Origin of the sequence: Prauserella flavalba (genome assembly GCF_003202235.1) — a bacterium.
In the GTDB taxonomy this organism is placed as follows: domain Bacteria; phylum Actinomycetota; class Actinomycetes; order Mycobacteriales; family Pseudonocardiaceae; genus Prauserella_A; species Prauserella_A flavalba.
In genome coordinates, this window is the sequence record NZ_MASU01000013.1 from 221,359 (window position 1) to 241,891 (window position 20,533).

At 71.4% G+C, this 20,533-nt stretch carries 22 protein-coding genes; 12 read left to right on the forward strand and 10 right to left on the reverse strand.

Annotated features, from left to right (window positions below; all coding sequences use genetic code 11):
- Positions 1-12: 12 nt before the first annotated feature.
- Entirely contained in the window at positions 13-864 is an 852-nt protein-coding gene (locus tag BA062_RS28330) for an SAM-dependent methyltransferase (RefSeq protein WP_110341962.1), read from the reverse strand.
- Complete coding sequence (locus BA062_RS28335) at positions 861-2,237, reverse strand: FAD-binding protein (protein WP_110341963.1); 1,377 nt, start codon at positions 2,235-2,237, stop codon at positions 861-863. The genes BA062_RS28330 and BA062_RS28335 overlap by 4 nt, the downstream gene beginning before the upstream one ends.
- Before the next feature lie 31 nt (positions 2,238-2,268).
- Between BA062_RS28335 and BA062_RS28340 the strand changes: the two genes are divergently transcribed.
- The gene (locus BA062_RS28340; protein ID WP_110341965.1) at positions 2,269-2,700 is read left to right on the forward strand and encodes a TIGR03667 family PPOX class F420-dependent oxidoreductase; all 432 of its coding nucleotides are present in this window, start codon (positions 2,269-2,271) and stop codon (positions 2,698-2,700) included.
- A 54-nt stretch (positions 2,701-2,754) separates the two neighbouring features.
- On the opposite strand, the gene BA062_RS28345 is transcribed toward BA062_RS28340, so the two are convergent.
- Together BA062_RS28345 and BA062_RS28350 are read right to left on the reverse strand one after the other, a co-directional pair.
- Positions 2,755-3,336: a TetR/AcrR family transcriptional regulator gene (locus BA062_RS28345; RefSeq protein WP_110341967.1), complete on the reverse strand. Its 582-nt coding sequence runs from the start codon at positions 3,334-3,336 to the stop codon at positions 2,755-2,757.
- Positions 3,336-4,250 (reverse strand): LysR family transcriptional regulator, encoded by a 915-nt coding sequence (locus BA062_RS28350; protein ID WP_110341969.1) that lies wholly within the window; start codon positions 4,248-4,250, stop codon positions 3,336-3,338. The genes BA062_RS28345 and BA062_RS28350 overlap by 1 nt, the downstream gene beginning before the upstream one ends.
- A gap of 144 nt (positions 4,251-4,394) precedes the next feature.
- Here BA062_RS28350 and BA062_RS28355 point away from each other — a divergent pair, with 144 nt between their 5' ends.
- From BA062_RS28355 to BA062_RS28400, 11 genes are all read left to right on the forward strand, one after another.
- Positions 4,395-5,681 (forward strand): CitMHS family transporter, encoded by a 1,287-nt coding sequence (locus tag BA062_RS28355; RefSeq protein ID WP_110342620.1) that lies wholly within the window; start codon positions 4,395-4,397, stop codon positions 5,679-5,681.
- 13 nt (positions 5,682-5,694) lie between these two features.
- Positions 5,695-6,993: an acyclic terpene utilization AtuA family protein gene (locus BA062_RS28360; protein WP_110341971.1), complete on the forward strand. Its 1,299-nt coding sequence runs from the start codon at positions 5,695-5,697 to the stop codon at positions 6,991-6,993.
- Complete coding sequence (locus BA062_RS28365) at positions 6,974-7,294, forward strand: AtuA-related protein (RefSeq protein ID WP_110341973.1); 321 nt, start codon at positions 6,974-6,976, stop codon at positions 7,292-7,294. Before BA062_RS28360 ends, BA062_RS28365 begins: the two co-directional genes overlap by 20 nt.
- 100 nt (positions 7,295-7,394) lie before the next feature.
- A complete protein-coding gene (locus BA062_RS39975; protein ID WP_168214121.1) occupies positions 7,395-7,553 on the forward strand; it encodes a hypothetical protein in 159 nt (52 codons plus the stop codon).
- A gap of 72 nt (positions 7,554-7,625) precedes the next feature.
- Positions 7,626-7,850, forward strand: coding sequence for a hypothetical protein (locus BA062_RS28370; RefSeq protein ID WP_110341975.1), 225 nt, complete (start codon positions 7,626-7,628; stop codon positions 7,848-7,850).
- A gap of 189 nt (positions 7,851-8,039) precedes the next feature.
- On the forward strand, positions 8,040-8,276 hold the full coding sequence (locus BA062_RS28375; RefSeq protein WP_110341977.1) for a DUF6480 family protein: 237 nt from the start codon (positions 8,040-8,042) through the stop codon (positions 8,274-8,276).
- Between the two features lie 12 nt (positions 8,277-8,288).
- Positions 8,289-9,587, forward strand: a complete 1,299-nt coding sequence (locus BA062_RS28380) for an NAD(P)/FAD-dependent oxidoreductase (protein ID WP_110341979.1) — start codon at positions 8,289-8,291, stop codon at positions 9,585-9,587.
- A 60-nt stretch (positions 9,588-9,647) separates the two neighbouring features.
- Positions 9,648-11,372, forward strand: coding sequence for a 2,3-epoxybenzoyl-CoA dihydrolase (boxC, locus tag BA062_RS28385; protein ID WP_110341981.1), 1,725 nt, complete (start codon positions 9,648-9,650; stop codon positions 11,370-11,372).
- Between the two features lie 3 nt (positions 11,373-11,375).
- Positions 11,376-12,797 carry a benzoyl-CoA 2,3-epoxidase subunit BoxB gene (gene boxB / locus BA062_RS28390; protein WP_110341983.1) on the forward strand — a complete coding sequence of 474 codons (1,422 nt, stop codon included), beginning with the start codon at positions 11,376-11,378 and terminating at the stop codon, positions 12,795-12,797.
- A gap of 10 nt (positions 12,798-12,807) precedes the next feature.
- Positions 12,808-14,379, forward strand: a complete 1,572-nt coding sequence (locus BA062_RS28395) for a benzoate-CoA ligase family protein (RefSeq protein WP_110341985.1) — start codon at positions 12,808-12,810, stop codon at positions 14,377-14,379.
- Positions 14,376-15,233: an amidohydrolase family protein gene (locus tag BA062_RS28400; protein WP_110341987.1), complete on the forward strand. Its 858-nt coding sequence runs from the start codon at positions 14,376-14,378 to the stop codon at positions 15,231-15,233. Before BA062_RS28395 ends, BA062_RS28400 begins: the two co-directional genes overlap by 4 nt.
- A 250-nt stretch (positions 15,234-15,483) precedes the next feature.
- Here the strand turns inward: BA062_RS28400 and BA062_RS28405 are convergent, their stop codons facing one another.
- The 6 genes from BA062_RS28405 to BA062_RS28430 form a co-directional block, all read right to left on the reverse strand.
- Positions 15,484-16,347, reverse strand: coding sequence for a PaaX family transcriptional regulator (locus tag BA062_RS28405; protein ID WP_210407022.1), 864 nt, complete (start codon positions 16,345-16,347; stop codon positions 15,484-15,486).
- Positions 16,348-16,397: 50 nt separating this feature from the next.
- Positions 16,398-17,060 carry a mycofactocin biosynthesis peptidyl-dipeptidase MftE gene (mftE, locus tag BA062_RS28410; protein ID WP_110341989.1) on the reverse strand — a complete coding sequence of 221 codons (663 nt, stop codon included), beginning with the start codon at positions 17,058-17,060 and terminating at the stop codon, positions 16,398-16,400.
- Entirely contained in the window at positions 17,057-18,376 is a 1,320-nt protein-coding gene (mftF, locus tag BA062_RS28415; protein WP_110341991.1) for a mycofactocin biosynthesis glycosyltransferase MftF, read from the reverse strand. Before mftF ends, mftE begins: the two co-directional genes overlap by 4 nt.
- Positions 18,377-18,503: 127 nt before the next feature.
- Complete coding sequence (locus BA062_RS28420; RefSeq protein WP_110341993.1) at positions 18,504-19,283, reverse strand: mycofactocin-coupled SDR family oxidoreductase; 780 nt, start codon at positions 19,281-19,283, stop codon at positions 18,504-18,506.
- Positions 19,280-20,140 carry a mycofactocin-associated electron transfer flavoprotein beta subunit gene (locus BA062_RS28425; RefSeq protein WP_110341995.1) on the reverse strand — a complete coding sequence of 287 codons (861 nt, stop codon included), beginning with the start codon at positions 20,138-20,140 and terminating at the stop codon, positions 19,280-19,282. Before BA062_RS28425 ends, BA062_RS28420 begins: the two co-directional genes overlap by 4 nt.
- Positions 20,133-20,429, reverse strand: a complete 297-nt coding sequence (locus BA062_RS28430; protein ID WP_245960050.1) for a ferredoxin family protein — start codon at positions 20,427-20,429, stop codon at positions 20,133-20,135. Before BA062_RS28430 ends, BA062_RS28425 begins: the two co-directional genes overlap by 8 nt.
- Positions 20,430-20,533 lie beyond the last annotated feature (104 nt).

Genomic DNA, 20,533 nt, shown 5'->3' on the forward strand with positions numbered 1-20,533 from the left:
GTAAAGGGACGGTCAAGCCCCCGGCTTGCGGGCGACTCCGCCGAGCACCCGCGACTCCGACGGCACGGCGGCGAACAGGGTCGCCTCGTCGGGATGCCACGCCGGCGCGTACACCAGCCCCGGCTCGATGAGCTCCCAGCCGCCGAAGAACCGGGCGAACTCGGCGGTCGTGCGCAGCTGACCGGGGTTGGTCGTGTTCTCGTAGTAGTCCACGAGGTCGGCCAGCGCCTGCCGCTCCTGCTCGCTCACCGGGTTCTCGTTGGTCATCTGCGACAGCACGAGCAGCGAGCCCGGTGGCAGCAGGTCGCGGTAGAACGCCAGCAGCGAGTCCGGACCCTGCTCGTCCTTGATGAAGTGCAGCACGGCGTTGACCAGCAGCGCGACGGGTTCGGAGTGGTCGATCAGCCCGGTGTCGCGCACCCGCTCCCACAGTTGCGCCGGCTGCAGCAGGTCACCGGCGATCGCCTGGTGCCGGTCCGGGTCGGCGGTGTCGGCGAGCAGCAGCGTCGAGTGCGCGAGCGCGATGGGCTCGTTGTCGACGTAGACCACGCGGGTGTCGTGCTCCGGCCGCGCCTCGTCGGCCACGTCGTGCACGTTGCCCTCGGTGGGCAGTCCGGAGCCGATGTCCACGAACTGCCGGATGCCCAGCTCGGTGCAGCGACGCACGGCGCGGCCGAGGAACTGCCTGCTCGTTTTGCAGTACTCGCCGATGAGCGGCACCCGCTCGCGGACCTGCTCGGCGAACGCACGGTCGATCGCGTAGTTCGTGGACCCGCCGAGGAAGTAGTCGTAGACCCTGGCCGCGGACGGCCGGTCCAGACTGCCCTCGACGGCCTTGAGCGCGTCGTCGTGCCCCGTGCTCATGTGTGCGAACCCCCGAAAACTCCCTGGCCGACCGTCAGCACGCCCTTCGGGTCGTACCGTTTCTTGGCGGCCTCCAGCTTCTCCCACTCGTCCCCGAAGTGGTCCTTCCAGTCCTTCTCCGTCATCGGCAGTGTGTTGGCCGGGTAGACCGTGCCGCCGAGCGCCTTGACCCGCTCGTACAGGCCGGCGTTGAGCTGGATCATCCTCGCCACGCCCGCCGGGTCGTACGGCTTGCCCGTGCGCAGCAGCGCGAACAGCCACACGAGGTCGCTCGACGGGACCCGGACCAGCGGTGTCGCCAGCTTCTCCCGGCACACCGGGTAGAGCATCACGAGGCCGGAGTCGCCGAGGTCCTCGCCGCCCGTCTCGGCGAGCGTGTCGGCCACGATGGTCTCCACCTCGTCGTCGGGCACGAACACGTTGAGCCACGGGTGCGGGTGAAACCAGCTGCCCTCCTCGCGCAGGATCGCCTCGCCCTCGGCCATCCGGTCGAGGAACTCCAGGTAGGTCGACTCCTCCACCTCGGCGGTCTCGCGCGAGAACGACAGGTCGCCGAGCAGCGCCTCCTCGTCGGGCTGGTCGGGCAGCGAGAAGTACGACGTGGCCTCCAGCAGGTACCGCCACTCGCGGGTCTCGTCGTCGAGCAGCAGCTGGCCCTCGACGTAGTCGAAACGGCCGTCGGTGACCGTGGTGCGCTGGTCGGCGAGGAAGTCGCCGAGCGTGTCGTAGTACAGCTTCCAGCGGCGGGCGCGCTGCTTCGCGGGCTGCAGCCGGAGCGTGGCACGCGTGACGATCCCGCACTGGCCGAGCCCGGCGCGCACGGCGTCGAACAGCTCGCCGTTCTCCTCGGCCGAGCAGTGCACGAGCTCGCCCTCGCCGGTGACGACCTCGAGTTCGGTGACCGTGTCGGTCTGCATGCCGTGGTGGTGGGTCGCGCCGCCGATGCCGCCGACGGCGAGCGTGCCGCCGACCGTGAGCTCCAGGTAGTCGGTGAGCACCGGCGGGGTCAGCCCGCGCGGCAGGCTCGCGCCGAGCACCTGCTGCCAGCGGGCTCCCGCGTCGACCACCAGCCGGTTGCCGGTGCCGGCGTGCACGGTGGCGAGGCTCGTCATGTCGAGCACGATGCCGCCCGCGGCCTGGCCCTGCCCGAACGGCGAATGACCGGCCCCTCTCGCCGCGACCGGAACGCCTCTGTCCGCGGCGAACGCGACGACCGCCGCGACGTCCGCCTGGCTCGCCGGGCGGACCACGACGCGGGGCCGCGCCTGGACGATGTGCCCCCAGTCCTGTGCCGCCGCGGCCAGGCTCGCGTCGTCGTCGAGGACGTCCCCGTCGAGGGCGGGCAGGTCGGCGAGATCGAACGGTTCCGGCATCTGCCGGACTCTAGCGGCTACCTTGGCGGGTATGGCAGGAGACGTGCTCCCGGCCGAAGGCAGCCCGTTCGGGGAGCGGGTCCGCCGCAGGTTACGGGAGGAACGGGTCGTCTGGCTCACCACGGTCGGCGCCGACGGCACGCCGCAGCCCAACCCCGTGTGGTTCCTGTGGGACGGCGACGACGTGCTGGTCTACAACCGCGTCGACGCCCACCGGCTCGCCCACATCCGCCGGAATCCGAGGGTCGGCCTGCACTTCGACAGCGACGGCTCCGGTGGCGACATCGTCGTGCTGAAAGGCACCGCGCGGATCGACGAGAACGCCCCCTCGGCCGCCGAAACGCCCGCCTACAGCGAGAAGTACGCCAAGGGCATGGTGACCGTCAGCGGCGGGGCCGAGCCCTTCAGCGCCGAGTACCCGGTGCCGCTGCTGATCCGCCTCGAACGCGTGCGCGGCTACTGAGCGCAACCGCAGTGAAGGCCACCTTCACTGCGTTCAACGCAGTGAAGGTGGCCTTCACTGCGAATGGGGAGCGCCCCAGGTCTCGCGCAGGCCGTGGAGCAGGGCGCGGATGGCCGACGCCGGGTCGAAGTCGGGGTCCGGGTTGACGCACTGGTGTGCGAGCAGGCCGTCGAGCAGGGACATGACCGTCCACAGGTCCCGTTCGGGCCGCGGTGACCCGAGCGCGCGCAACCACTCCGCGGCCCACGACTCGATCCGTCCCTGCTGCACCGCGACCTCCTCGCGCAGACCGTCGTGGAACGCCGCCTCGGCGAGCAGGGCGTGCCGCGCGAGCGTGACCACCCGCGCCGGTCCGGCGAGCTCCAGTGCGAGCCCGCCCACCACGTCGGCGAAGACGTCGATCTCCACCGCGCCGCTCAGTTCCGCCGCGACGCGTTCCCAGCTGCGGGTCTCCAGCTCCCGCAGGCGTTCCAGCACCCCGGCCAGCAGCGCGTCCCGCGTGCGGAAGTGGTTGGACGCCGTGCCGGAGGGCACCCCGGCCTCCGCGTCGACGGCGCGATGGGTCAGCTGCCGCGTGCCCTGCGTGCCGAGCACCCGGATCGCCGCGTCCAGGACCTGTTCCCGCCTGCCTGTCATCACGAGGACAGTAACGGGGCGTCGCTCACGACCGCGTCGAGGAACGCCTCCGCGGCGGGGGAGAGCGGCCGGTGCGGCACCCTGACCACCGCGATCCGCCTTTCCACGGCCGGTTCGGCGAGCGGCCGGTGCGCCACGCCCGCGAAGGCCATCAGCGGCAGCACGAGCCCCGGCACCGCCGACACCCCCAGTCCTGCCGCCACGAGACCGGCGACCGCGCTGATGTTGCGAGCCTCGATCGCGATGCGCGGCCGTTCGGTGGCGCCCGCGAGTGCGTGGTCGAGGTGCTGGCGGATGCTCGTGGTGCGGTCGAACGCGATGAACGGCTCACCGGCGAGCGCGGGCCACGGCACCTCTCCTCCTGCCTCGAACCGGTGCCCGCGCGGGAAGACGCACGAGAACCGGTCGGTGGTCACCGGCCGCACGTCGAGGTCGCCGAGCGGTTCGGTCAGCGCCGACACCACGGTCACCGCGAAGTCAACGGCGCCGGAGCGCACGCGGTCCAGCACCTCCGCCGACAGCGCGTCCTCGATGGACAGCTCCACCTCGGGGCGCTCGCGCTGGTAGGCCGACACCACCGGTGGCAGCAGGATCGCCGCGAGCGAGGGCAGCGTCGCGACCGACACGCGCCCGCGGTTGCCGTCGAGGAAACCGGTGAAATGCCGCAGGTTCGCGTCGAAGGTGTCCACAGTGGAGCGGGCGAGCGCCACGAACTCGCGGCCCTCCTCGGTGGGTACGAGCATCCGCGTGGTGCGTTCGAACAGCGGCACTCCGAGCTTGCGCTCGACGTCGAGCACCGTGCGGCTCAGTGACGACTGCGCGTGCAGCAGGGCCGCCGCCGCGGCCGTGAAGCTGCCCGCGTCGTGCACCGCCACCACCACGCGAAGCTGCTGCACCGTCAGGTCCATGCGCATAGTGCATCAATCTATCGGAAACCGATGTTTGACCGCGATAGGTGTGCCCCAGCAAGGTGAGCGCACCACACCACCGCAGTGAAGGCCACCTTCACTGCGGTCAACGCAGTGAAGGTGGCCTTCACTGCCATCCGGAGGTCAACGATGCTCGCCGCGAGTGGCTTCGTCATGATTGCCCTGTTCCTGCTCGCCGTCCTGTCCCGGCGGGTCTCCGTGCTCATCGCGCTCACCGCGCTGCCCGTGCTCGCCGCACTGGTCACCGGCCACGGCGGTGAGCTCGGCGGGCTGATCGCCGAGGGACTCACCACGGTCGCGCCGGTCGCGATCATGATCACCTTCGCCGTGCTGTACTTCAGCCTCATGGTCGACGCGGGCCTGTTCGACCCCGCGGTCGCGAGGGTGCTGCGCTGGGCCAAGGGCGACCCGCTCAAGATCACCGTCGGCACCGCGGTGCTCACCGTGCTCGTCGCGCTCGACGGCGACGGGGCCTCGACGTTCCTGATCATGGTCTCGGCCATGTTGCCGATCTACCGCAAACTCGGCATGCGGCCGCTGGTGCTCGCCGGCGTGGTGTGCCTCGGCGCGGGCGTCATGAACATGGTGCCGTGGGGCGGTCCGACCGCGCGGGCGATGGCCGCGCTCGACCTCGACAGCGGCGACCTCTTCGTGCCCGCGATCCCCGCCATGATCGCCGGGATCCTGTGGGTGATCTTCGCGGCGTTTCTCATCGGCCGCGCCGAGCGCAGGCGGCTCGGGCCCATCGAGCTGGACGAGACCATCGGCCCCGACCTGCCGCGGCGGACGCGCGCGGAGAGCGTACGCTTCTGGTTCAACGTCGTGCTCACGCTCGCGCTCGTGGTGGTGCTGCTGCTCCAGCTCGCCGACCTCGAGGTGGTGTTCGTCCTCGCGTTCGTGGCGGCGCTGCTGGTGAACCGGCCGAGCTGGCCGCGGCAGCAGGAGCTGTTCGAAAAGCACGGGCACAACGTCGTCCTCGTGACCACGATGATCTTCGCGGCGGGCGTGTTCACCGGAATCCTCGGCGGCACCGGCATGATCGAGGCGATGGCCCGCGCGCTCGTCGGCGTGATCCCCGAGGGCGCGAGCGGGATCCTGCCGGTCGCCGTGGCGATCACGAGCATGCCGCTGAGCCTCGTGTTCACCCCGGACGCCTACTACTTCGGCGTGCTGCCCGTGCTCGCCGAGACGGCGGCGGCCTTCGGTGTCGACCCCGCCGAGATCGGCACCGCCGCGATCCTCGGGCAGATGACCACCGGCTTCCCGTTGAGCCCGCTCACGGCGTCGACGTTCATCCTCATCGGCATGACCGGGGTGAGCCTCGGCGCGCACCAGCGGTTCATCTTCAAGTGGGCGTTCGGGACCACGCTGGCGATGACCGCGGTCGCGCTGCTCACCGGCGCGATCTCGTTCTGACGAAAGGACACGTGTGACCACCAGGATCGGCAGCGGAGCGGGCTTCGCGGGCGACCGGATCGAGCCCGCCGAGGACCTGCTGCGCCGGGGCGGGCTCGACGACCTCGTGCTGGAGTGCCTCGCGGAGCGCACGATCGCGCTCGGCCAGCAGCGCCGCCTCGCCGACCCGCGCGCCGGCTACGACCGGCGCCTGCCCGCCCGTTTCACGCGGCTGCTGCCGCTCGCCGTCGAGCACGGTGTGCGCGTGGTGACCAACATGGGGGCCGCCAACCCGCTGGAGGCCGGCCGCGTCACGCGGGAGCTGCTCGACGGCCTCGGCGCGACGGCGACGGTCGCCGTGATCACCGGCGACGACGTGCTCGCCGAACTGGACCTCGACGCGCCCGCGTGGGAGACGGGCCGCCCGCTGCGCGAGCACGGCGAGCTGGTCTCGGCCAACGCCTACCTCGGCGCCGACGCGATCCTGCCCGCGCTCGAGGCGGGAGCACAGGTGGTGCTCACCGGCCGGGTCGCCGACCCGTCGCTGTTCCTGGCGCCGCTCGCGGACCGCCTCGGCTGGGACCTCGCGGACCCCTCGGCCGCGGCAGCGGGCACGCTCGTCGGGCACCTGCTCGAATGCGCTGGTCAGCTCACCGGCGGCTACTTCGCCGACCCCGGCCACAAGGACGTGCCCGGCCTGGCCGAACTGGGCTTCCCGTTCGCCGACGTCGCCGCCGACGGCACGGCCGTCCTTGGCAAGCTGCCCGGCACCGGCGGTGTGCTCAACCGGGCGACGGTGTGTGAGCAGCTGCTGTACGAGATCACCGATCCCGGCGGCTACCTCACCCCGGACGTGACGCTCGACCTGTACGGCGTGCGCGTCGACGAGCAGGGCGCCGACCGGGTGCGGGTGCGCGGTGCGGCGGGCGGGCCGAGGCCAGGGGAGCTGAAGGTGAGCGTCGGCTACCGCGCGGGCTCCAAGGTCGAGGCGGAGATCTCCTACGCCGGGCCAGGGGCCGGCGCGCGGGCGGCGCTGGCGGGGGAGATCGTGACCGCCCGGCTCGCCGGCACGGCGTTGCGGCCCCGCGTCGAGGTGCGCGGCGCCGACGACGACTGCCGCCTTCGCGTCGCCGCCGCGAGCCACGACATCGCGTTGCTGGAGGCCGTCGGCGACGAGGTGGAAGCCTTGTACACCAACGGTCCCGCGGGCGGAGGCGGAGTCCGCGTGCACCTGTCCGAGGTGATCGGCATCGTCTCGACCCTCATCCCACGGGCCCGCGTGCGCGCGGGCGTGACCCTTCTGGAGGCAGGCCGTGCCGGTACCGCTTCGTGAGCTCGCCCATTGCCGTGCCGGGGACAAGGGCAACCTGGCCACGCTCTCGGTGTTCCCTTACGACGACGCGCTGTTCGGCGTGCTGCTGCGGGAGGTGACGGCGGAGCGCGTGCGCGGGCACCTCGCGGAGTGGCTCGACGGCGAGGTGCGACGCTACGAACTGCCGCACCTGCCCGCGTTGCAGTTCGTGTACGAACGGACGTCGGGAGCGGGAGTCACCACCTCGCTGGAGCTGGACACGCACGGTAAGACGCTGGGCACCCTGCTGCTGTCGTTTCCTGTCCACCTTGGACACGGGTGACGTTTTTCAGCCTTTCAGGTTGGGATCGCCCTGTGGTTTTTCCGCCGTCTCGTCGGGTATATCAAGATCATCGGTTTTTCTGGTGTGAAAGGAGCCCGTGATGCGGAGCCCCGATACCGAGCGACAGGCCGAGAGCGTCGAGACCGTCACGGCCGGCGCTCACGGCGGGGCGGGAGATTCCTCGGGCAACCTGCGTGTTCCCCTGCCCCGTGAGGACGAAGACGAACTGGAGCCCACCATCGTCCTCGGTCGCGAATAGTCCGGTTTCCCCTTCGCGCCCGATTGGTGTAGCGTGCTACGCAGTCACTGTGGGGTTCGAAGGGGTACCGACATGATCCGCCGAGACCGCGAGCTGCTCGCCCGGCTCTCCGCTGTGAACACCCATCTCGGCGAGGCCGTGGTGGAGCTGCTGCACCGCCAGGACGGCGGCCAGTTGCCCGCGGACGGCCTTCGCCTGCTCGGCAAGCATCTGCAGGAGCTGACCACGGACCTGATCGCCCGCGCCGACGAACTCGACGCGATCGAGAGCGAACCGCGCGTCCCCAGGCTCCACTGAGCCGGCCCACCCATCCGCGCCGGCGCCACCCATCCGCAGTGAAGGCCACCATGCCTGCGCCCACCCGTCTCCCGCCACCACCCAAACGGAGGCGCTCCGCGCCGCTGTGCCCGATTCCACGTAGTGAAGGTGGCCTTCACTGCAGTTGGCGCACGGGTTTGCCTCGGCGGGCGTGGGTACCCGGAGGCCATGACCACGCCACCACCTGATCCGGACCCGGCCTGGACGCCCGGACTCGAGGAGGGCGGCGGCGTCCGGCCTGGCGACACCCCGCCCGAATCCGGCCAGACGTCCGGCCTTTCCCATCGCGAGCCCCGGCAGTCGAAGGGGATGTCGATCGGATGGCTCGTGGTCGTCTTGGCGAGCATCGTGCTCGTCGCCGGATTCTTCATCGCCTACTTGGTGATTTACGTCAACGGTGGGTAGGAGGCTTCTCGCGTGTCGAAACGGATCGTGATCGTCGGCGGCGGCTACGTCGGGCTCTACGCCGCGTTGCGCCTGCAGCAGCGGCTGCGCAGCGGCGAGGCGCAGGTGACCGTGGTCAACCCGGAGAACTTCATGGTCTACCGGCCGCTCCTGCCCGAGGTCGCCTCAGGCACGCTCGAACCCCGGCACGCCGTCGTCCCGCTGCGTGCGGTGCTGAGCGGGACGCGCTTCGTCGCGGGCAGGCTCACGGGCGTGGACACCCAGCGCAGGGTCGCGTCGGTGGCGCCTGAGGCGGGCCCCGAACTGGAGCTGGAGTACGACGAGCTGGTGCTCGGCGTGGGGGCCATGTCGAAGCTGCTGCCCATTCCGGGGCTCGCCGACTGCGGGATCGGGTTCAACTCGCTGGCCGAGGCGGTGCACCTGCGTGACCACGTGCTGCGCCAGCTGGAGATCGCCTCCGCCACCAACGATCCCGAGCTGCGCCGCTGCGCGCTGACGTTCGTGTTCGTCGGCGGCGGCTACACCGGCGTCGAGGCGCTCGCCGAGCTGCAGGACATGGCCGTCGACGTGCTGGAGGGCTACCCCGAGCTCGACGTGTCGGAGATGCGCTGGGTGCTCGTGGAGGCGATGGACCGCATCCTGACCACCGTGAGCGAGGATCTCGCCGAGCGTGCGGTGTCCGAGCTGCGTGCCCGGGGTATCGACGTGCGCCTGAGCACGCAGCTGGAGTCGGCCGAGGGCGGACTGGTGCGCCTCAACGATGGAGACAGCTTCCGCGCGAGCACCCTCGTGTGGGTCGCCGGAACCAAGCCGCCGCCACTGGTCAAGGAGCTGGGGCTGCCCACCGACCAGCGTGGCCGGATCATCGTCGACGAGACGATGCGGGTCGAGGGACACCCCGACATCTGGGCGGCGGGCGACTGCGCCGCGGTACCCGACCTGGAAAACGGCGGCGTGTGCCCGCCGACCGCGCAGTACGCGGTGCGGCAGGCGCGCAGGCTCGGTGACAACCTCGCGGAGCGGCTGCGGGGTGGAGAACTGAGGCCGTTCCACTACAAGAGCAAGGGCGAGTTCGTGACGCTCGGCATGAACAAGGCCGTCGGTGAGATGCTGGGCCGGAAGGTGCACGGCAGGCTGGCGTGGGCCGCTCGCCGCGCGTACTACGCCACGCAGATTCCCACGTGGAACCGCACGATCCGGGTGCTCGGCGACTGGCTCGTCGGCATGCCGTTCGGGCACGATGTGGTCAATCTGGATTCCCGCGAGGAGCCGCGTGGCGCCTTCCAGGAGGCGGCAGGGCGGCGTGGGTAGCCCATGCTTGGTTCTACACAACCTTGACGCGGATGCGGTCAGGCGTAGAAACTTGGCAGGGTGACCGCCAACGATGTCGAGGACACCGCAGAGCCCACCACCGTGTCGTTCGACCGGCACCCGGACTCCTACCGCCATTGGAGACTCCGGGTGGACGGCCCGCTCGCGTGGCTGATGCTCGACGTCGACGAGCAGGGCGGGCTCGTCCCCGGTTACGAGCTGAAGCTCAACTCCTACGACCTCGGCGTGGACATCGAGCTGTACGACGCCGTGCAGCGGCTGCGCTTCGAGCACCCCGGTGTGCGGACGGTCGTGGTCACCAGCGGCAAGGACAACGTCTTCTGCGCGGGCGCCAACATCCGGATGCTCGCGGGCTCACCGCACGAGTGGAAGGTGAACTTCTGCAAGTTCACCAACGAGACCCGCAACGGCATGGAGGATGCCACCGAGTTCTCCGGGCAGACCTACCTTGCCGCCGTGAACGGAGCCTGCGCGGGCGGCGGTTACGAGCTGGCGCTCGCGTGTGAGCACATCGTGCTGGTGGACGACAATTCCTCCACCGTCGCGCTGCCGGAGGTACCACTGCTGGGCGTGCTGCCCGGCACGGGCGGGCTCACGCGCGTCGTCGACAAACGGCGCGTGCGCAAGGACAGGGCCGACGTGTTCGCCACGCGCAGCGACGGCGTCAAGGGCAGGACCGCCGTCGACTGGGGCCTTGTCGACGAGCTGGCGCCGCGCCGGGAGTTCACCGAGACGGTCACCCGCCGTGCCGGGGAACTGGCCGAGCGCAGCACCCGGCCCTCGGACGCCACCGGCGTCGAGCTGACCCCGTTGCGTCGCGAGGAGACCCCGGAAGGGCTGGAGTACGATCACGTCTCGGCCCGCTACGACCGCGGCGCCGGCACGGTGGAGCTGACCGTGCGCGGACCGTCGGCGGAACCGGGCGACCCGCACGAGCAGGGCGCCGGGTTCTGGCTGCTGGCCCTCACGCGGGAGCTGGACGACGCGATCCTGCGGCTGCGCACCAACGAGCCCGAGCTGGGCACGTGGGTGCTGCGTACCCAGGGTGACCAGGAGCTCGTGCTGAGGCACGAGGCCGTGGTGCTCGCGGGCGCCGGCGACGACTGGCTGTGCAACGAGATCCTCCACTACTACAAGCGGACCCTGAAGCGGCTCGACGTCACCAGCCGGAGCCTGATCGCCCTGATCGAACCGGGCTCGTGCTTCGCGGGTGTGCTCATGGAGCTGGCGCTCGCGTGCGACCGGCAGTACATGTTGGACGGTCCTCCCCCGCCGGCTACGCCCTCATTGGCGGGGGCACCCCCACAGATCGAGGACGAGGACAGCGGCGAACGCGCCTCGATCACGCTGTCCGACGCGAACTTCGGGCCGCTGCCGATGGGCAACGGGCTGACCCGGCTCGAGTCCCGGTTCTACCGCGAGGACGACCACCTCGCCTGGCTCGCCAAGGAACGCGGCCGCGCGCTGGCCCCCTCCGACGCCGTGGAGCTCGGGCTCGTCACCGACGCACCCGACGACATCGACTGGGAGGACGAGATCCGCCTGGTGATCGAGGGGCGCAGGAGCCTCTCGCCGGACGCGCTGACCGGCATGGAGGCCAATCACCGCTTCGTGGGGCCCGAGACCATCGAGACCAAGGTGTTCGGACGTCTCTCGGCCTGGCAGAACTGGATCTTCAACCGTCCCAACGCGGCGGGGGAGCAGGGCGCGTTGCGCCGCTACGGCACGGGACAGAAAGCCGTCTTCGACCGGAAACGGGTGTAGAGCATGCCGGAAAAGATCGACTACGACGCCAAGATCCCGAACAACGTCGACCTCTCGTCCAACCGGCGCCTGCAGCGGGCGCTGGAGGGCTGGCAGCCGAGGTTCATGAACTGGTGGGCCGAGATGGGACCCACCCTGGAGACCCACGGCGTGTACCTGCGCACGGCGGTCAGCGTCGGCCGCGAAGGCTGGGCGCACTTCGACCACGTGGTGCCCGAGGAGTACCGGTGGGGCATCTTCCTCGCCGAGCGCGACGCCGACCGCACCATCGGCTTCGGCGAGCACAAGGGCGAGCCGGTGTGGCAGCAGGTGCCCGGCGAGTACCGCGCCGACCTGCAACGGCTGATCGTGATCCAGGGCGACACCGAACCCGCGAGCGTCGAACAGCAGCGGCTGCTCGGCCTCACCGCGCCGTCACTGTACGACCTGCGCAACCTCTTCCAGGTCAACGTGGAGGAGGGCAGGCACCTGTGGGCGATGGTGTACCTGCTGCACGCCTACTTCGGCCGCGAGGGCCGCGAGGAGGCCGAGGCGCTGCTGTACCGCAACTCCGGCAGCCCCGACTCCCCGCGCATCCTCGGCGCGTTCAACGAGGAGACCGCCGACTGGCTGGCCTTCTACATGTTCACGTACTTCACCGACCGCGACGGCAAGTACCAGCTCGGCACGCTCAAGGAGTCGGCGTTCGACCCGCTGTCGCGCACGTGCGAGTTCATGCTCAAGGAAGAGGCCCACCACATGTTCGTGGGCACCACCGGAGTCGACCGAGTGGTCACCCGCAGCGCCGAGCTGATCCGTGAGCACGACACCCTCGACATCGCCTCGCACGGCGGCATCCCGCTCGACATCATCCAGAAGTACATCAACTTCCACTACAGCGTCTCGCTGGACCTGTTCGGCAGCGAGACGTCCACCAACGCCGCCAACTACTACACGTCCGGGCTCAAGGGCCGCTGGCTGGAGAACCGCCGCAAGGACGACCACAAGCTCACCGACGACAGCGCGCTGCTGGAGAAACCGCGCGACGACGGCACGTGGACCCAGGAGGAGCTGCAGGCGATCCTGCTGCTCAACCTCGACCTGCGCACCGAGTACATCTCCGACTGCCGCAGCGGGCTCAAGCGCTGGAACAAGATCCTCGCCGACAACGACATCGACCACCGCCTGTACCTGCCGCACCCCGGGTTCAACCGGCAGGTGGGCATCAACGCGGGCTACCACGTGACCCCCGACGGCACTATCGTCGACGAGCAGACGTGGCAGGCAGGCAGGGACAAGTGGTTGCCCACCAGCGAGGACCTCACCTTCGTCCGTTCGTTGATGAAACCGGTCTACGAACGTGGCAAGATCGCGAGCTGGGTAGCACCTCCGACCAACGGCATCAACGGCAAGCCCTTCGACTACGAATACGTCTACCTGACCTAAGGCGGGGCCCATGTCAGCGCTGACCGCTCCTCCCACCACCTTCAACGCCACCGAGTACCTCGTCGGCAGGCATGTCGCCGCCGGTGACGGGGCACGCACCGCCGTCGTGTCCAACACGCGCACGCTCAGCTACGCCGAGCTGGACGAGGAGGTCCGCAGGGTCGCGGGCGGGCTGCACGCGCTGGGCGTGCGGCCGGAGGAACGTGTGCTGATGTGCATGGCCGACGAGGTCGAGCTGTTCACCGCCATCCTCGCGGCGATGTACCTCGGCGCCGTCGCCGTCCCGTGCTCGACCATGCTCACCGCCGGCGAGCTGGGCAAGCTCGTCGCCGACTCGCGCACCCGGATCGTGCTCGGCTCCAGCGCGTTCGGCGACGTCGTGCTGGCCGCGGTCGAGAAGGCGGGAGAAGTGCAGACCGTCGTCCTCACCGACGACTGGCACCGCATGCGCGACGCGGGGGAGCGGGAGCGGCCGTACGCGACGTGGGCCGACTCGCCCGCGCTGTGGCTCTACACCTCGGGCACCACGGGCACGCCGAAGGCGGCGATGCACCGGCACGACGACATCCGGTTCGTGGCCGAGACCTACGGCCGTCAGGTACTCGGCATCACCCGTGACGACCGGTGCCTCTCGGTCGCGAAGCTGTTCTTCGCCTACGGCATCGGCAACTCGATGTTCTTCCCGCTGTCGGTCGGGGCGACGGCGCTGCTGGAGTCGGCGCGGCCGACGCCGCAGCTCGTCGCCGCGCGCGCGATGACCGACCGGGCGTCGCTGCTGTTCGGCACCCCGAGCTTCTGGGGACCGCTGCTGGCGAGCGACGTGCCGCGCGACGCGTTCTCCTCGGTGCGCCAAGGGGTTTCGGCCGGGGAAGCGCTGCCGGCGCGGATGTTCCACGGCATGCGCGACGAGTTCGGCGTCGAGGTGCTCGACGGCATCGGCTCCACCGAGATGCTGCACATCTTCATGTCCAACCGGCCAGGCGAAGTCCACCCGGCGTCGTCGGGTGTTCCGGTTCCCGGCTACGACGTGGAGATCCGCGACGAGCACGGTGCCGTGATCTCGGAGGCAGGCAAGCCGGGCGAGCTGTACGTGCGCGGTGCCAGCGCGGCCATCGGTTACTGGTGCCGGGCGGAGACGACGCGCAAGGTGTTCCTCGGCGAGTGGATGCGCACCGGCGACACGTACGTGCGCAACGAGGACGGGACGTACTCGTGCCTCGGCCGGTTCAACGACATGATCAAGGCGGGCGGAATCTGGGTCACGCCCAGCGAGGTGGAGGAGCGACTGCTGGAGCACCCGGACGTCGCCGAGGCCGCGGTGGTCGCGGTGCCCGACTCCGACGAGCTCGACAAGCCCGTCGCCTGCGTGGTGCCGAAGCCGGGCAGGCACGTGGACGGCGACGCGCTGATCGCGTGGTGCCGGGCGGGGCTCGCGTCGTTCAAGCGCCCGCGCGCGGTCGTGGAACTCACCGAGCTGCCCAAGACGGCGACCGGCAAGATCCGGCGCAACGTGCTGCGTGACCTCGTGCGGACCGACGCCGTGCCGGTCGCGGAGGCTCCGCCGGTCGAGGCGGTCACGTGATCGACGGCTACCCCGTGGTCGACGCGCACGTGCACGTGCCGCGGCTGTCGACCCTCAAACCGGCGTGGCTGGAGTGGGCGCGGCGGTTCTCGGGGCCGCACCCGTGGCGTTCCGTCTACGACTCCGACGGCGATCCCGTGCCCGAGCGGCTCGACGCGCTGTTCGAGGAGGAGGGCGTCGACCGGGCGCTGCTGTTCTGCGAGTACAGCCCGAGGGCCACTGGGATCCAGCCGATCGAGGACAACCTGCCGTTCGTGGAGTGCAACCCGCAGCGGTTCCGGCTCGTCGCCAACGTGAACCCGCACCTGCACCATCCGCTGGGGTCCGAAGTGGAGCGGCAACTGGACCTGGGCGCGGTGGCGCTCAAGCTGCATCCGGTGCACGGTGGGTTCTCCCCGGCCGACAAGGAGCTGTACCGCGCGTACCACGTGTGCGAGGAACGCGGCATCCCGGTGATCCTCCACTCGGGCACGAGCAGCTTCCCCGGCGCGAGAACGATCTTCGGCGATCCCCAGCTGCTCACCGACGTGGTGGAGGACTTCCCGGACGTGCGGTTCGTTTTCGCGCACGGTGGCCGTGGGTGGTGGTATGACGCGGCGGCGTTTCTGGCGCTGGCCAAGGACAACGTGTGGCTCGATCTGGCGGGCTTGCCGCCGAAGAAGCTCCCCGAGTACTACGCGCGGTTCGATTTCGAAAGGCTGGCGACCCGTTTCGTCTTCGGTACCGATTGGCCTGGGGTGCCGGGCACGGCCCGCAACGTCCGCGCCCTCGCGGCACTCGGGCTCCCCGAGGAGGTACTGCGTGACGTCCTGGCCGGTAACGCGGCGAAGCTGTACCCGGGGCTGGCGATCTGACGCAGGCTGACGCGCGAGTCGTGCGTTCCGGTTCGCGAGTCGTGCGTTCGGGTTCGCGAGTTGTGCGTTCCGGTTCGCGAGTCGCTCGCTCAGGCACGGCGTTTTCTGTTCGGGCACGCGAGGGCCCCGTACCGGCGCTCGAGTCGCGGCGAGGCTCGGGCCGAACGCACAACTCGCGATCGGGAGCGCACGACTCGCGGTCGGGAGTGCACGACTCGCGGTCGGGAGTGCACGACTCGCGAGTGAGGGGTCAGGCGGCTTCTCCGGCGGCCAGGCGTTCGTCCCAGCGGAGCTGGGCGGAGGGGCGCCATTCGGCATGCCTGCGATGGAAGAGCTCGGCCGCCTTGGCTCCGCTCCAGCCCGTCGGCAGGAGGGCAGTCGGAAGCTGGGGGTCCAGGAAGGGGAATCGGCGCCATTCGTGCACGAGACGGGTCTGCGCGTCGAGCACGGCATCCCCGTCGGCAGGCTCCAGCGCCGCGAAGGCGCCCACGAACTCCTCGTACCGCGTCTCCAGGTTCCGCAGGTCCCACGCACGGGAGACCATCGTGGCCTCCTCGCCGATGCGGCCGTACGGACCGGTGAACGACAGCGCGTCGCCGAGGCCCAGACCGGTGAGGATGTCGAGCGCCTCCGCCTCGCGCGAGGTATGGGGCGTGACCCACACGCCCGGGTCGGGCGAGCCGAAGCCCGCCCACGTCAGCTTGGTGCGCAGCTGGTGCCGAAGGTCCCGTTTGGCCTCGGGCACGGACACGAGCACCACGAGCCATTCGCCGTCCCACGTGCGCTCGGTGCTGCCGAAGTCGTAGATCCGCCGCGCGCCCTCGGTGAGTAGCTTGCGCCCCGGCTGCGTCAGCGACCACCGCACGCGCCTGCCGACGCGCTCCGACTCCAGCCAGCCCTCGGCGGCGGTGCGGGCCAGCGCCTGGCGCGCCGACTTCTCCTCCACGTCGAACATCGCCAGCGCGTCCACCAGCATGGACGTCCACACCGGACGATCACGGGGAAGCACGAACTCGCCGAGCAACGTCATGAGCAACGACCGCGCGCTCATGTGGCTGACCTCGCGCCGTCTGCTCAGCACCGGTCTGCCGCGCCGCCCCTCCGCCGCCGGCATCGCGTCACCACCCTCATCGCTGATCCTGCGTGCCACTGGGCAGGGTAGCGTTACCCGCCCTGCCAGTCGCGCACGGCGGTGACCAGCGCGTCCGTCCACGCCCCGAGCCGTGCCTCGCCCTCGGCCGCGGACGCTCCCGTGGGGTCGCCGAGAACGCCGTTTTCGCTGACGCTGCGCACACCACCGCTGACCAGCCGGTCCATCAGCGCGGGCAACGGTGACGTGTTGCCGGGGACGCCGGGCAGCACGTCGCCGGGCCGCAGGTGGAGCAGCACCGACGTTTCCGTTCGCCCGGCGTGCGTGTCGTCGGGCGGCCCGCCGGGTGCCCACGCGAGCACGCGCCTGCCCTCCGAGCGCAGCAGGCGCACGGCCCTGCGCAGGGGTTCGAGGTTGCCGCCGTGCCCGTTGACGAACACGACACCGGCGAAGTGGTCGGCGGAGCGCGCCAGCTCGACGAGCACCAGCTCCAGCGCCTCCTGCCCGATCGACAGCGTCCCCGGGAAGCCCGCGTGTTCACCACTCGACCCGTACGGCAGCGCGGGCGCCACGACCACGCCAGGAACCTGGGAGGCGAGCCTGCGCGCCAACTCCTCGGCGACGGTGGTGTCGGTGTCGAGCGGCAGGTGCGGACCGTGCTGCTCGGTCGCTCCCAGCGGCACGGCCAGCAGCGCGCGCGGCACCTCGGGCCAGCGCAGGCCCGACAGGGCCGTCACCGCAGTGCACCCTCGGTGAACGCGGGCAGCAGCGGTGCGGGCGTGCGCTCGCGGAGGCTGCCCGTCCACACGCCGGCGCCGTAGGCGAGGTCGTCGGCGATCCGCAGTGCGAGCCAGGCCGGTGAGTGCCCGAGCGCTTCGGCGGCACACGGGACCAGCGCCGCGAGCAGCACGCGACGGCCCCGGCGGGTGAGCAGCGCGGCGGGCCACCACGCGCGGCGGGTGGCCTCCGCGAGCAGCCTGCCCGCGCCGAGATGCCCGAGCGCGGCGAGCCGCAGCGACTCCGGCACCGGCACGCCCCGGCCCCGCAGCTTGCGCGGCAGCAGCGCCGTCGACCCTGCGGCGAGCGCGAGGGCGAGCCACGGCCTGCCGAGCGCCAGCAGCGCCCACGCCGCCGCGCTCCACGCCGACAGCCGCGCGGGGCTCAGCTTGCCGGGATGCCGCCGCGACAGCGGCGCCGCCGACGTGCCGTACTCGAACCGCTGCCGTAGCCACGGGCGCAGCGCGGCCCTCGGCTCGTGCGTCACCACGGCGGCGGGCTCGTAGCGCACGGCGCCGAATTCGAGCAGCCGCCACACCAGGTCGACGTCCTCGCCGAAGCGCAGGCCCGTGTCGAAACCGTCCACAGCGGACAGCGCGGAGCGGCGGACGACGAGCGCCGCGCTCGGCACGTAGCTCACGCGGCTCATCGGGCGCACCGGTGCGGGGCGGGAGCCGAGGTCGAGGCTCGACCGGTCCGCCTCGTACTGTGCGAGTGCGCCGTCGCCAGGAATGCTGCGGATCCGGGGCGCCACCGCAAGCACGGTCGGGTCGGAGAACTGCGGCAGCAGCGCGTCCAGCCAGCCCGGCTCGGGTTCGGTGTCGGAGTCGAGGAACGCCACCAGCTCGGTGCCCGCGAGCCGCCATCCCGCGTTGCGGGCGGCGGCGGGTCCGCCGGGCCGTTCGTGCCGGACGCGGGCGCCGGGCAGCGGCTCGCGGGAGCCGTCGTCGACCACGATCCGCTCGGCCACCCCGTCCGTCGCGTCGAGCACCCGCTTGACACCGCCGGGGTTGTCCCTGACGGGCACCACCACGGTCACGTCCGCCGTGGTCAGCAGCGGCGGCGGACTCGGGTGCACGAGCCCGGCGTCGAGCAGCCTGCGCGCGAGCCGTTCCTCCGACGGACCGTCACCCAGCGGCTCGCCCGCGAGCCACCGGTCGAGCAGCCCGGTGCCCGCCTTGCCGAGCCGCACCAGGCGCAGCGGCGAGCCGCCGATGAGCAGGGGGCCGCGCCGGCGCACGGAGTCGTCGAGCGTGAGCCGCGTACCGGGCTTCACGACGTGGGACCTCCCTCCGGACGTACGACTCGCGGCCGGGAGCGCACGACTCGCGGTCGGGAGTGCACGACTCGCGGTCGGGAGTGCACGACTCGCGGTCGGGAGTGCACGACTCGCGGGGCGGGCTTCATGGTGCGAAGCCTCCGTCCGCGTGCACGACGGTGCCCGTGATGGCTGAGGACTCCGGCGAGCACAGGAAGCACACCGCCGCCGCGATCTCGTCGGGTTCCAGCAGCCGCTCCACCAGCTGGTGTGAGGCGAACTCCTCGACGTCACCGAGGTCGTAGAGGCGTGCCGTGGCCGTGAGCATCTCGGTGCGGGTCGACCCCGGCGACACCGCGGTCGCGCAGATGCCGGTGCCGCGCAGGTCGGTGGCGAGCCCTTTGACCAGGCCCACCACCGCGTGCTTGGCCGCGTTGTATCCGGCGAGGTGCCACAGGCCGTGGTGCGCGGCGGCCGACGCGAGCGCCACGAACCGGCCCTGCCGCGGCTCGGGGCGGCGCAGCAGGGCGGGGATCGCGGCGCGCGCGAGGTTGGCGACCCCCGTGACGCCGACGGAGAACAGCGCGTCCCATTCGGTGTCGTCGCTCTCCCACAGCGGCCGCCCGCCCGCGATGAGCGCGGCGGCGGCCACCGCGGCGTCGAGCCCGCCGAAGCGGTCCTCGGCGAGCGCGACCGCCGAGCGCAGCGCGGCCGGGTCCTGCACGTCGGCTACGACGTCGAGCACGGCGTCCGGGTACGAGGCGGCCAGCGCGGCCAGCTCCTCCCTGGTGCCGAGCGGGTACGGCACGCGGGGGTCGTCGGCGCAGCGGTCGACGGCCACCACCTGCCAGCCCGTGGTGGCCAGGCGCCGGACCACCGCCGCGCCGATTCCGCGGGCGGCACCGGTGACCAGCGCGACGCTCACAGGTAGCCCTTGCCCCGCAGGTACTCCAGCAGCTCGTCGGCCGCCTCGGCCGGGTCGTCGGTGACGACGACGCGGGGCGGTTCGCGATGCTCATGCGCACCGGTGAGGCGCAGCAGCCGCAGCCGGGGGTCGGCCTCGGGTGGCGGGGGAAGCTCCTTGGCCCTCGGCCGGAACGGGCGCGCGGCGTGCGCGGTCACCGGTTCGGCGGCCACGGCGCCCGCGACCACCGGGATCTCGGCCCTGCGGGCGGCGAGCGTGGACGGCAGCGCGGCCCTGCGCAGTCGCACCCCGGCGGGTTCGACCGAGCACACGGCCGGCAGCGGCACGGCGAGCCGTTCCCTGCGGCCCCGGTCGAGCCTGCGCAGAGCCAGCAGCTCACCGTCGGCATAGGACAGTTCCACGAGACCGAGTGCCTGCGCGCAGCCCAGCTCGGCGGCGAGGAACGCGGGGGTGCTGCCGGTGCCCCGGTCGGCCGAGTGGTCGCCGGTGAGCACGAGCGACGGCTCGCCGAGTTCCGTCCTGATCGCGTGTGCGAGCGCCCGCGCCGTGGTGGCACCGGAGTCGGGGACGCGGGAGTCCCACGACGGCACGTCCACGCGCAGCACGGCGTCCGCACCGCAGGCGAGCGCGTCGCGCAGCATCTCCTCGGCCGGTTCCGGGGCGAGCGTCACGGCGGCACAGCGGCCACCCGCGGCCTCGGCGATGCGCAGCGCGTGCTCCAGCGCGCACCGGTCCGCCTCGCTCGGGCCCGCCCCGCGCGGGTCGGTCTCGACCTCGCCCGAGAGCGGGTCGATCCTGGCGCGCGCGTCGGTCCAGCGCAGGAGGGCGACGATCAGCGGCATGAGCGATTCAGCCATGACGGAACACCACGCCCTGGCCGCCGTCGGGGTAGCTCCAGCTGATCGCGTCGCCGCCGTCGCACATCAGGTAGCACGTGCCGCACTCGAAGCACTGCTCGTAGTTGAACAGGATCCCGCCCTCGGCGGTGGGCACGAACAGGTTCGCCGGGCACGCGTGCACGCACGTCTTGGTGGTGCACGACCGGCACACGTCGGTGTCGACGACGATGTGCGGCTGCTCGGCCACCCGGAAGTCCACATGCGACATCCGGTCCTCGAACGAGACGTCGCTGTAACGCTGGTTCACGGGCACCTCCTAGCTGCAGTGAAGGCCACCATGCCTGCGCCCATCCGTCTCCCGCCACCACCCAAACGGAGACGCTGCGCGCCACTGTGCTTGATCCATGCAGT